The sequence below is a fragment of the Actinoalloteichus spitiensis RMV-1378 genome, from assembly GCF_000239155.1.
GTDB classification, from domain to species: domain Bacteria; phylum Actinomycetota; class Actinomycetes; order Mycobacteriales; family Pseudonocardiaceae; genus Actinoalloteichus_B; species Actinoalloteichus_B spitiensis.
This window is the reverse complement of the sequence record NZ_AGVX02000501.1, coordinates 1-11,424: the sequence shown is the minus strand read 5'-3', so window position 1 is coordinate 11,424 and position 11,424 is coordinate 1. Positions and strand designations below refer to the sequence as shown.

The 11,424-nt window shown below is 72.5% G+C and carries 11 protein-coding genes; 9 read left to right on the top strand and 2 right to left on the bottom strand.

The window, feature by feature from the left end; translation table 11 throughout:
• Window positions 1-408 precede the first annotated feature (408 nt).
• The 6 genes from ACTIDRAF_RS0220350 to ACTIDRAF_RS0220325 all read left to right on the top strand — a co-directional run bounded on the left by ACTIDRAF_RS0220350 (window position 409) and on the right by ACTIDRAF_RS0220325 (window position 6,249).
• Window positions 409-1,518 (top strand): AAA family ATPase, encoded by a 1,110-nt coding sequence (locus tag ACTIDRAF_RS0220350; protein ID WP_016700563.1) that lies wholly within the window; start codon window positions 409-411, stop codon window positions 1,516-1,518.
• Entirely contained in the window at window positions 1,515-2,468 is a 954-nt protein-coding gene (locus ACTIDRAF_RS0220345) for a DUF58 domain-containing protein (protein WP_016700562.1), read from the top strand. Before ACTIDRAF_RS0220350 ends, ACTIDRAF_RS0220345 begins: the two co-directional genes overlap by 4 nt.
• 8 nt (window positions 2,469-2,476) lie before the next feature.
• Window positions 2,477-3,439: a VWA domain-containing protein gene (locus ACTIDRAF_RS0220340; protein ID WP_026066316.1), complete on the top strand. Its 963-nt coding sequence runs from the start codon at window positions 2,477-2,479 to the stop codon at window positions 3,437-3,439.
• 142 nt (window positions 3,440-3,581) lie between these two features.
• Window positions 3,582-4,286: a 3-oxoacyl-[acyl-carrier-protein] reductase gene (gene fabG, locus ACTIDRAF_RS0220335; RefSeq protein WP_016700560.1), complete on the top strand. Its 705-nt coding sequence runs from the start codon at window positions 3,582-3,584 to the stop codon at window positions 4,284-4,286.
• A 49-nt stretch (window positions 4,287-4,335) separates the two neighbouring features.
• A complete protein-coding gene (gene fabI, locus ACTIDRAF_RS0220330; RefSeq protein WP_016700559.1) occupies window positions 4,336-5,103 on the top strand; it encodes an enoyl-ACP reductase FabI in 768 nt (255 codons plus the stop codon).
• Between the two features lie 99 nt (window positions 5,104-5,202).
• Window positions 5,203-6,249, top strand: a complete 1,047-nt coding sequence (locus ACTIDRAF_RS0220325; protein WP_016700558.1) for a ferrochelatase — start codon at window positions 5,203-5,205, stop codon at window positions 6,247-6,249.
• Between the two features lie 169 nt (window positions 6,250-6,418).
• Here ACTIDRAF_RS0220325 and ACTIDRAF_RS0220320 read toward each other — a convergent pair whose 3' ends face one another.
• A complete protein-coding gene (locus tag ACTIDRAF_RS0220320) occupies window positions 6,419-7,279 on the bottom strand; it encodes a hypothetical protein (protein WP_016700557.1) in 861 nt (286 codons plus the stop codon).
• 155 nt (window positions 7,280-7,434) lie between these two features.
• Complete coding sequence (locus tag ACTIDRAF_RS0220315; RefSeq protein ID WP_157163166.1) at window positions 7,435-8,229, bottom strand: hypothetical protein; 795 nt, start codon at window positions 8,227-8,229, stop codon at window positions 7,435-7,437.
• A gap of 118 nt (window positions 8,230-8,347) precedes the next feature.
• Between ACTIDRAF_RS0220315 and ACTIDRAF_RS0220310 the strand changes: the two genes are divergently transcribed.
• The 3 genes from ACTIDRAF_RS0220310 (at window position 8,348) to ACTIDRAF_RS0220300 (ending at window position 11,026) form a co-directional block, all read left to right on the top strand.
• Window positions 8,348-9,187 (top strand): DUF3097 domain-containing protein, encoded by an 840-nt coding sequence (locus ACTIDRAF_RS0220310; RefSeq protein WP_016700555.1) that lies wholly within the window; start codon window positions 8,348-8,350, stop codon window positions 9,185-9,187.
• Window positions 9,188-9,276: 89 nt separating this feature from the next.
• Entirely contained in the window at window positions 9,277-9,720 is a 444-nt protein-coding gene (locus ACTIDRAF_RS0220305) for an NfeD family protein (protein ID WP_016700554.1), read from the top strand.
• A 52-nt stretch (window positions 9,721-9,772) separates the two neighbouring features.
• Window positions 9,773-11,026, top strand: a complete 1,254-nt coding sequence (locus ACTIDRAF_RS0220300; protein WP_052168909.1) for an SPFH domain-containing protein — start codon at window positions 9,773-9,775, stop codon at window positions 11,024-11,026.
• The last annotated feature ends 398 nt before the right edge of the window (window positions 11,027-11,424 follow it).

Below are 11,424 nucleotides of genomic sequence, written 5' to 3'. Positions count from 1 at the left end.
GGGGGGAGCCGGTCGGTCGGACCACCGCCGTTCCCACCACCCCAGGAGCGCGGCACCGGGTCCTCCCCCTCAGCGCGCGGAGCTCGCGGACGGCGCCCGGCGCCGGGGACCCCCGCTCGGCGCCGGAGGGCCCGGCGCGGCCACCTGTCGCCACGCGGCCGACGCGTCCCGGTGCCGCCCCCGGTGGAGGTCGCGACAGTTGACCTCGGCCACACCCCTGGTCGGGTTAGCTGTCCGCACTCGTCGACGTGTCGAGTCCGGAGCGGTCCACGGCTGTTCGGCGATACGGTGGTGCCCGTCGTCCGGCAGTCGGCCGGAGTGGCCCGGCGCCCTGGCGCCGGTGGAGTCGACCCCGGCCGGCGAAGCCGGAGCTGACACCACGAGACGTTGTCGCAGGAGGTAGGCAGAGTGACCGAGGGCGGGCAGGCCGACACGGACCACGGGGTCCAGACGTCCGGCTACCAGACCGTGGACAGTCACCCGCCCAGCACTCCGGCGCAGGACGCCGGGGTCCTCGAACGGATGGTGTTCGAGATCAAGCGGGTGATCGTCGGCCAGGACCGACTGGTCGAGCGGATTCTGGTCGGGATGTTGGCCAGGGGGCACATCCTGCTGGAGGGCGTGCCCGGGGTCGCCAAGACGCTGGCCGTGGAGACGGTCGCCCGCGTCATCGGTGGTTCCTACTCCCGTCTCCAGTTCACCCCCGACCTCGTCCCCGCCGACATCCTCGGCACCCGGATCTACCGGCAGGGGAAGGAGGCCTTCGATGTGGAACTCGGCCCCGTCGTCGCCAACTTCGTGCTCGCCGACGAGATCAACCGCGCGCCGGCCAAGGTGCAGTCGGCGCTGCTGGAGGTGATGGCCGAACACCACGTCTCCCTCGGCGGTCGAACCTTCGAGATGCCGCAGCCCTTCCTCGTGCTGGCGACCCAGAACCCGATCGAGAACGAGGGCGTCTACCCCCTGCCCGAGGCGCAGCGGGACCGCTTCCTGTTCAAGGTCCAGGTCGAGTACCCCAGCCCGGAGGAGGAACGCGAGATCGTCTACCGGATGGGCGTGCGGGCTCCGGACCCCCAACAGGTCGTGGACCCCCGCGAGCTCAGCAGGCTCCAGGACGTCGCCAGCCAGGTGTTCGTGCACCACTCGTTGGTCGACTACGTGGTGCGCCTGGTGGTCGCCACCCGCACCCCCGCCGAACACGGCCTCGCCGACGTCGCCGACTGGATCGCCTACGGCGCCTCACCCCGGGCCACCCTCGGACTCGTCGCCGCCGCCCGCGCCCTGGCGTTGCTGCGCGGCAGGGACTACGTGCTGCCCCAGGACGTGGTGGACATCGCGCCCGACGTGCTCCGGCACCGGTTGGTCCTCTCCTACGACGCACTCGCCGACAACGTCCCCGTGGACCACGTGGTCTCCCGCGTGCTCCAGACCGTGCCGCTGCCGCAGGTCTCCGCCCGCCCGCAGCAGCCGAGCATGCCGGCGCCCGTCGTGCCCAACCACGCCCACCCGCTGCCGTGACCGGAGCTCGGACCGCACCAGCCCCGCCCCGGCCCGCCTGGGCCCCGCCCACGACCCGGCCGGGGCGGCCGGAGGCGGCGCTCCGGTCGCTCGAACTCGTGGTCCGGCGGCGGCTGGACGGGCTGCTCCAGGGGAACCACCTGGGACTCCTGCCCGGACCGGGCAGCGAACCGGGCGACGCGCGGGTCTACCAGGTGGGGGACGACGTCCGGCTGATGGACTGGGCGGTGACCGCGCGCACGACGGAACCCCACATCCGGGACACCGCCGCTGACCGGGAACTGGAGACCTGGCTGGTGATGGACCTCTCGGCCAGCCTCGACTTCGGCACCGTCCACTGCGAGAAGCGGGACCTGGCCGTGGCCGGTGCCTCCGCCCTCGCCTACCTCACCAGGAACGGGGCCAACCGGATCGGGGCCGTGATCTCCACCGGTGACCGGACCCGGCGGCTCCCACCCGGAAGCGGGTTGCCGCACATCCGGTCCCTGATCAGGGAGATCGCGGACACGCCGAGGGCCGAGCAGGGCGTGCGGGGCGATCTCGGAGCGGCCCTGGAACAACTCCGCCGGCCGAGGCGGCGGCGGGGCCTGGTGGTGGTGATCTCGGACTTCCTCGGCCCACTGGACTGGGCCCGTCCGCTGCGCGCGCTGGGGGCCCGGCACCAGCTGCTGTCGGTCGAGGTGCTGGACCGCCGGGACCTCGAACTGCCCGACGTGGGGACGGTCGTCCTCGCCGACCCGGAGTCCGGGCGGCAGCGTGAGGTGGAGACCACTCCGAGGCTCCGCCGGGACTTCGCCGCCGCCGCGGCGGCACACCGGGCCGAGGTCGGACGGGAACTGCGGCGGGCCGGCAGCGCGCAGCTCACCCTCCGCACCGACTCCGACTGGATCGCCGACATCGTGCGGTTCGTCGTGACGCGCAAGCGACAGTGGTCAGGGGGTACGCGCTGATGCCGAGCCTGGCGTTCGGTGGTTTCGCCACGCCATGGTGGTTCCTGCTCCTGCTCGGGGTGGCCGCGCTGGCGGTCGGCTACCTGCTGGCGATGCGCCGGCGGCGGCGGGACGCCCTGCGCTTCGCCAACCTGGAGCTGCTCGACAGGGTCGCTCCGCCCACCCCGGGCTGGCGGCGCCACACCCCCTCCGCCCTGCTCGGTGTCGCCCTCGTGCTGCTCACGGTCGGGCTGGCCGGCCCGACCACCGAGGACCGCGTTCCCCGGAACCGGGCCACCGTGATGCTGGCGATCGACGTGTCGCTGTCGATGCAGGCCACCGACATCGAGCCGAGCCGGCTGGAGGCGGCCCAGGACGCCGCCGCCGAGTTCGTCGAGGGCATGACCCCCGGGGTCAACGTCGGATTGGTGTCCTTCGCGGGGTCCGCGACCGTCCTGGTGCCGCCCACCGTCAACCGGGACACCGTGGTCCAGGCGATCCAGGGACTGCGGTTGGCCGAGGCCACCGCGACCGGGGAGGCCATCACCGCCTCGCTGGCCGCCATCGAGTCCTTCGGAGCGATCGTGAGCGGCGCCGAGGGGCCACCGCCCGCCCGCATCGTGCTGATGACCGACGGGAAGCGGACCGTCGGCAAGCTGGAGCTGGACGCGGCGGAGGAGGCCGCGGAGGCCGACGTGCCGATCTCCACGATCTCCTTCGGCACCGACTCCGGTCGGGTGGAGATCCAGGGGCAGGAGATCGACGTGCCCGTCGACGACGTCATGATGGAGCAGATCGCCGAGGTCTCCGGCGGCGAGTTCTACAAGGCGGCCAGCGCCGAGGAGCTGCACCGCGTGTACGACACGCTTGGTGAGCAGATCGGGTACGAACTCCAGCAGGTCGACGCCTCCAAGCCGTGGTTCGTGCTGGGCACCGTCGTCGCGGTGCTCGCCGGGACGACCTCCCTGCTGATCACCAGGCGTGGTATCTGATCCGAGCCGACCACCGCCCCCGCACAAGTGGCCGACGAACGGGGAATCAGCGCATTCCTTGTAGGACGCCGCATGTCGGCCGCCGGGAGGCGTCCCATAGCGTTGCGTCCAGTCTCGCTCCATCAGCAAGCAGGAGGACGCCTTGGCACGGTCGGTTCTGGTCACCGGAGGAAACCGCGGCATCGGCCTGGCGATCGCCCAGGCCTTCGCGGCGCAGGGCGACAAGGTCGCGGTGACCCACCGGGGCAGCGAGGTCCCCGAGGGGCTGCTCGGGGTGAAGTGCGACGTCACCGACGCCGCACAGGTGGAGGCGGCCTTCGCCGAGATCAAGGAGCAGCACGGCCCGGTGGAGGTGCTGGTCGCCAACGCCGGGATCACCGACGACACCCTGCTGCTCCGCATGAGCGAGGACCAGTTCGCCCGGGTCCTCGACGCGAACCTGACCGGCAGCTACCGGGTGGCCAAGCACGCGGCGAGCGCCATGCTCAGGAAGCGGTGGGGCCGGATGGTCTTCATCTCGTCCGTGGTGGGGCTGACCGGTTCGGCGGGTCAGGTGAACTACGCCGCGAGCAAGGCCGGTCTCGTCGGCATGGCCCGCTCCATCGCCAGGGAGCTGGGCTCCCGGAGCATCACCGCGAACGTGGTGGCGCCGGGGTTCGTGGCCACCGACATGACCGACCAGCTCCCGGAGAAGCGGCGTGAGGAGATCCTCGGCCAGGTCCCGCTGGGCCGGTACGCGAGCCCGGAGGAGGTCGCGGCGGCCGTGACCTGGCTGGCGTCGGACTCCGCGGCCTACGTGACCGGCGCGGTGATCCCCGTCGACGGCGGTCTCGGCATGGGCCACTGACCCGGCCCGACCACCACTCGAAGCACAGCAACCAGGAAGGACGACACAGGTGACCGGACTGCTGGAGGGCAAGCGCCTCCTGATCACGGGCGTGATCACCGACTCCTCGATCGGTTTCCACGTCGCGAGGAAGGCCCAGGAGGAGGGCGCGACGGTGGTGCTGACCGGGTACGGCCGGCTCAGCCTCGTCGAGCGCATCGCCGGTCGACTGCCCACGCCGGCGCCCGTGGTCGAACTCGACGTCACGGACGAGGAGCACCTCGCCACGCTCGCCGAGCGGGTGGGGCAGCACCTGGACGGGCTGGACGGCGTGCTGCACTCCATCGGGTACGCCCCACCGTCCTGCCTGGGAGGCGGCTTCCTCGACGCCCCGTGGGAGGACGTCGCGACGGCCGTGCACACCTCGGCCTATTCGCTGAAGTCCCTGACCACCGCGTTGATGCCGCTGCTCGCCGAGCGGAGCTCCGTCGTGGGGATGGACTTCGACGCCCGGCAGGCCTGGCCGGTCTACGACTGGATGGGCGTGGCCAAGGCGGCGTTGGAGTCCACCAACCGCTACCTGGCGCGGGACCTGGGCGGACGGGGGGTCCGGGTCAACCTCGTCTCGGCCGGTCCGCTGAAGACGATGGCGGCGAAGTCCATCCCGGGTTTCGAGGGCCTGGCCGACGCCTGGACGAGCCGCGCTCCCCTCGGCTGGGACGTCACCGACCCCGAGCCGGTGGCCCGGACGGTGTGCGCGATGCTCTCCGACTGGCTGCCCAGCACGACCGGTTCGATCGTGATGGCCGACGGTGGTTTCCACGCCGTCGGCGTCTGACGCGCCTCCCACCGCCGCCCGCCGAAGGGCTTATGGCCGCCGCCACAGCCGGTGCCACCCGCTGCTGCCGAAAACGGGGCAGCGGAGTAGAAAAGGCACGTGAGCTACGACGCCGTGCTGCTGCTGTCCTTCGGCGGGCCGGAGGGCCCCGAGGACGTCCGCCCGTTCCTGGAGAACGTGACCCGAGGACGCGGGGTCCCGCCGGAACGGCTCGACGACGTCGCCCAGCACTACCTGCACTTCGGCGGCGTCTCCCCGCTGAACCAGCTGAACCGCGACATCATCGACCGGGTGCGGATCGAGCTCGACCGCCAGGGACTCGACCTGCCGGTGTACTTCGGCAACCGCAACTGGGAACCGATGGTGGAGGACACCGTCGCGCGGATGGCCGCCGACGGTGTTCGCCGGGCCCTCGTCTTCGCCACCAGCGCCTACGGCGGGTACTCGGCGTGCCGGCAGTACGACGAGGACATCGAGCGCGCCAGGAACGCGGTGGGGGAGCGGGCGCCGGAACTGGTCAAGCTCCGCCAGTTCTTCGACCACCCGCTGTTCGTCGCCGCCAACGCCGACGCGGTGCGGTCGGCGCTGGCGGAGATCCCCGCCGAACGGCGGGACGCGGCCAGGGTGGTCTACACCGCCCACTCGGTGCCCACCGCGGCCGACGCCGCGGCCGGGCCCGCCTCGGAGGGGGGACACCGCTACTCCAGGCAGGTGGCCGAGACGGCCCGCCTGGTCTCGGCGGAACTCGGTGTCACCGAGTACGACGTGGTGTGGCAGTCCCGGTCCGGCCCGCCGCAGGTTCCGTGGCTCGAACCCGACGTCGTCGACCACATCGAGGGCCTCGACCCGGCCGAGGTGCCGGCCGTGGTGGTCGCGCCGATCGGGTTCGTCAGCGACCACCTGGAAATCCTGTGGGACCTGGACGAGGAGGCGCGGGAGGCCGCCGAGGAACGCGGGATCGGGTTCGCCCGCGCCGCGACGGCCGGAGCGGACCGCCGCTTCGCCGAACTCGTCGTGGAGTTGGTGCGGGAGCACGTGGCCGACGCGCCGGAACGCAAGCTGTCCGAACTGGTCTCCGGCGGGTGCACCGTGAACGGGGCGCCCTGCGCGGTGGGCTGCTGCGAACGGCTGGGCGCCGCCCGCTGAGGTGCCCCGGCGGCTGGTCGGCCCCCGCGGTCGGGCCGGCCGGAGCGAGCGGCCTGGTCGGCCCCGGTGCGGGGGTGTTCGGGGACCGCCGTCGCCGGCCCCCGGAGAAGGGCGGCGCGTTTCCGGTGGGGGCGCGCACGCCCGGGTGCGGACACCGCCGGTGGGAGTGTCAGTTCCCGACTACCGGCTCCATGCCGAGGATCCTGCTGCGGAACATGTAGCACAGGACGAGGGCGATGGTGCCCAACGTCTCGGTGTCCTCCGCGACGCGGTCCAGATCCGCCCGAACCCGGTCGGGTTCGCCGTTGGCCATGTCCCGGATCGCCCGGCCGGCGAGCAGCAGCGCGCGCCGACGTGAGTCCTCCACCAGCTCCGGGTTCGTCGTCGCGGTGTCCAGCTCGGCCGTCATGGTGCCGGCGGAGCCCTCCTTCGTCTCGATCACCCGGGCGGTGACCTGGGAGCCAGGGGGCAGTCGGGAGCCGAGGACCCGCGCGAGCAGGGTGATCGCCCGCCGCAGCCGGTCGGGCCCCGTCAGCAGGACCCCCGCGGCCCGGGCGCCCTCCGACCCGTCGCCGTGCCACATCCTGCTGATCACGACGAGCAGGTCCTCCAGAACGGACTGGTCCTCCTCACCTCGGGGGATCACCGCGAGCCAGTCGAGCAGCACCAGGTAGTGGGAGGGGACCGCCAGCGGGGAGATCGTGCTGTCGACGATGCGCGCCACGGTCGAACTGATCGCCGACTGCGCCTCGGCCGGCCAGGCCGCCACGGCTTCGCAGATCCGGTTCGCCGCGTCGGTGTCCCCCGCCACGGTCGCCTGGAAGAGCTGGCCGACGGCCTGCATGGTCAGTTCCCGGCTGGGATCGTCCTGGGCGGGGGCCGGCACCTGGATGCCACCCGTCTCGTCGTGCGGAGCGAACCGCACGATCGTCGTCGTCCACTGCCGGAGGAGCGCCCCGAGGCTGCCCGCCGCCCGCACCTCGTGCACGACCCGGTCGAGCTGTTCGGGGTCCCGGGATCTGATCGCCACGATCGCTCGATCTGACCAGTCCGCGAGCTTCGCCTTCTCTCCGCCGCTTGGTCGCACGCGGTCATCCTCTCGCACGTCGGCGAAGTCCCGCGACTCCGCCTGTCAGCACCGCGGGCCCGGGGTGGCGCTGGTCGACGGCCACCCCGGGCCGGTCGTCAGTGTCGGGCCGCGCGGTCGCTGAGAACCCGTGCCGCGTCGTCCACCGCGGTCATCCGGGCAGCGCGGACCGCGTTGTAGATGGGGCGCAACGCCTCGTCGCGGGCGCGGGCCGCCGATGCCGACAACGCTCCCCCTGGAGCGTCCCTGCTGGCCACGTCCAGGATCGCGGCCACCTCGGCGGACCGCTCCAGCACGCGCAGCGCGCGCTGCGGCATCGCCTCCGGCCACTGGGGACGCGGGGTGTTGGCCAGGGCGGCGGCGATCTCCTCGCGCACGCCAGGCCGTTTCCGGGCGACCCCCAGCTCGGTGAGCGCGGTCGCCGCCTGCCGCATCGCGGCCGCCAGACCGTGCTCGGCCTCGCCGATGGGGTGCAGCGGCGTCGGCGGCATCTCGGGGAGGTCGTGGACGCTCCAGCGCATCAGCCCCTCGGGACCCGGTCGGGGAACCAGGCCGATGCCCGCCTCAGGAAGCACGACGGCCTCCCCCGCGAGCAGCGCGGCCTCGCTGAACGGGCCCGGACCGCCGAGGCCGCGAACGTCGCCGGCGACGGGGAGGACGAGGTGCGCGTTCGTCTCGGGACACCGCCGCAGGGCGGCGAGCAGCATGGCGAGACCGGTCGGACTGTCGTTGGGGCCGGGCAGATCCAGGGCGGCGGCGGTCTGGTCGTCAGCCGCTCGTACCTCGTGGGCCTCGGCCCAGATGTTCAGGGCATCAAGCACATCATCGGCGGCGGCCGAACCGCGCAGCCAGGCGGATGTCCAGATGACCATCGTCGCACTCGGGGATGGCACGGCGCACGAGAGTACTCGGTCGGGTGGCCAGCCGTCGAAGGGCCATCACCAGACCGCCCCCGCCGTCCTGGCCCGCCAGGGGCACGCCGGGCTCCCAGCCCGGTTACCGTTGTCGACCATGCCGTTCGGAAACCCGGGCCTGCCGGGCCTCGACCCCCACCGGCCACGTCGGTCCGTCCCGGAGGTGCCCGCCGAGGAGGGACTGGTGGTGGAGGATCCGGTGAGCGGGTTCTGCGGAGCCGTCGTCGGGCTGGACCACGGCGGCGTGGTGCTGGAGGACCGGCACGGCCGCCGCCGGGTGTTCCCGCTGCGCGCGGCGGGCTTCCTCCACGAGGGCGACCCCGTGACCCTGGTGCGCCCCACCGCTCCCCCCGGGACGAGGCCGGCGTCCCGCTCCGCGTCCGGTTCGACCAGGGTCGACGGGCTGCGCGCTCGGGTGGCGAGGGCGAGCCGGCTCTGGGTCGAGGGGACCCACGACGCCGAACTGGTGGAACGGGTGTGGGGCCACGACCTGCGGGTGGAGGGCGTGGTCGTGGAACCCCTCGGCGGTGTCGACCACCTCGCCGACCGCCTGCTGGCGTTCGCGCCAGGACCGGGCCGCCGGGTGGGCGTGCTGGTGGACCACCTGGTCGAGGGCAGCAAGGAGTCCCGCCTGGTCGCCGAGCTCGCCACGATCCCGGGCAGTGAGCACGTCCTGGTGACCGGTCACCCGTTCGTGGATATCTGGCAGGCGGTGCGACCCGCGTCGGTGGGGGTGCCCGCGTGGCCGGAGGTGCCCAGGGGGCGGGAGTGGAAGGAGGGGGTCTGCGCGGCCCTCGGCTGGCCGGACGCCGCCTCGGGCTGGCGCCGGGTGCTGTCCGGGGTCGGCAGCTTCCGCGACCTGGAGACGCCGCTCATCGGCGCGGTGGAGCGCCTCATCGACTTCGTCACCGAACCCGACGCCGAGCGCGCCGGCTGAGGCCCCGGTCGGCGCGACGCCCGTAGCCCCTCGTGCACCGACCCCTGCTTCCTGACCCGGAACCGGGCGTGTTCTGCCACCATGGAGACATGGCGGCGCTGCTGTGGGTCATCGCGGGAACGGTGCTCATCATCGCCGAAGTGCTGTCCGGGGAGTTCGTCCTCGTCATGCTCGGCCTGGCCGCGCTCGCCGCGGCGGCCTCGGCCGCGTTGGGCCTGCCCTTGTGGGTCGACGTCGTGGTCTTCGCGGTCGTCTCCCTCGGGCTGGTCACCCTCGCGCGGCCCGCACTGAAGCGCCGGCTGCGCGTGGGCGACGAGGTCAGGATGCACACCGACGCCCTGATCGGTGGCAAGGCGACGGTGGTGGCCACGACGGACTCCCAGGACGGACGGGTGCGGATCGCGGGGGAGGTGTGGTCCGCGCGCAGCTTCGACGAGACCCAGGTCCTGGAGGAGGGGCAGGAAGTCGTCGTGCTCGACATACGGGGGGCGACCGCCGTGGTGTGGCGGGAACCCTGGGAACTGCCCTCCTGACCGTTCCCGCCCGAGGGCCCCCGCCGCTCGTTGACAAGAAAGGTGGACACTGATGACGTCAGTGATTGTGCTGGCGGTCGTGGTGCTGTTGGTCATCACGATCGTCGCCAAGGCCGTCCTGGTGATTCCGCAGGCGACCGCGGCGGTCATCGAGCGGCTTGGCCGTTTCCGCACGGTCGCGGCCCCCGGACTGAACTTCCTCGTACCCTTCTTCGACCGGGTGCGGGCCAGGATCGACCTGCGGGAACAAGTGGTGTCGTTCCCGCCGCAACCGGTGATCACCGAGGACAACCTGACGGTGTCGATCGACACCGTCGTCTACTTCCAGGTCACCGAGCCCCGGGCCGCCGTCTACGAGATCTCCAACTACATCGTCGGTGTCGAGCAGCTGACGACCACCACGCTGCGCAACGTCGTCGGTGGTATGAGCCTGGAGCAGACGCTGACGTCCCGCGACCAGATCAACAGCCAGCTGCGCGGCGTCCTCGACGAGGCCACCGGGCGGTGGGGTATCCGCGTCGCGCGGGTGGAGCTGAAGGCGATCGACCCGCCGCCCTCCATCCAGGACTCGATGGAGAAGCAGATGCGCGCCGACCGCGAGAAGCGCGCGATGATCCTCACCGCGGAGGGTGAGCGGGAGTCGGCCATCAAGACGGCGGAGGGGCAGAAGCAGTCCCAGATCCTCGCGGCCGAGGGGTCCAAACAGGCGGCCATCCTCGGCGCCGAGGGTGAGCGGCAGTCCGCGATCCTGCGCGCCCAGGGTGAGCGCGCGGCGCGGTACCTCCAGGCGCAGGGGCAGGCCAAGGCGATCGAGAAGGTGTTCGCCGCCGTGAAGGCGGGCAAACCGACCCCCGAGCTGCTCGCCTACCAGTACCTCCAGACCCTCCCGCAGATGGCGCAGGGCGACGCCAACAAGGTGTGGGTGATCCCCAGTGACTTCAACAAGTCCCTGGAGGGTTTCGCCCGGATGCTCGGCGCGCCGGGCGAGGACGGTGTCTTCCGCTACGAGCCGCCGACCGAGGAGGTGCCCGAGTCCCGTCCCGAGGCGGAGGACGAGGCGGTGGCCTCCTGGTTCGACACCTCGACCGACCCGAAGGTGGCCGAGGCGGTCCGAGCGGCCGAGGAGGTCGCCCGCAAGGAGGTACCCGGGCCCGTCGCCGGACTCCGCGGCCCGGGAGACAGCCCGACCGCCCCGGTGGCGCCGTCCACCGGGGGCCCCAGTCGCGCGCTCGGACAGGCGGCGCCCCAGCCACCGGTTCCCGGTGCGGCGTCGGAGAGGGACACCGAGGCGGAGCGGCGGGACTGAGCCGGGCGGCCGGCCGGGGTTCCGTCGGCCGGTGTCTAGCTCGGCGACCCGTCTTTCGGGTTGGAAAGCTCCGATCTCGGGGACCGGTTGTCGGTCCCGTGGAGGAAGGACCAGGAATCAGTCGCGCAGCGTGGCAGGTTTCCCCCGGAAGGCTTCAGCGTCCGGGGGAACCATCCCGTCCATTGATCACGGTGCGCGACTCGCCGTGGTGGGTCGGTGGGAGTGTGCACAAGCCGATCAGGAAAGGGACTAATGTCGGCACCATGGATTCCTCCACGCACAGCGAACGGACGACGGGCAGGGTCGGGCGCTACAAGTCCACTTCTCGTGAGGTTCCCACGCGTGCTGGAGCACGGCGGGGGGCCACCGCAGGTGACCGCCACGACGCGGTGCCGCCC

Excerpts from the sequence above, each read along its gene's own strand:
- ACTIDRAF_RS0220310 (WP_016700555.1), top strand. The coding sequence starts at position 8,348 with ATGCCGTTCGGAAACCCGGGCCTGCCGGGCCTCGACCCCCACCGGCCA.
- ACTIDRAF_RS0220305 (WP_016700554.1), top strand. The coding sequence starts at position 9,277 with ATGGCGGCGCTGCTGTGGGTCATCGCGGGAACGGTGCTCATCATCGCC.
- ACTIDRAF_RS0220300 (WP_052168909.1), top strand. The coding sequence starts at position 9,773 with ATGACGTCAGTGATTGTGCTGGCGGTCGTGGTGCTGTTGGTCATCACG.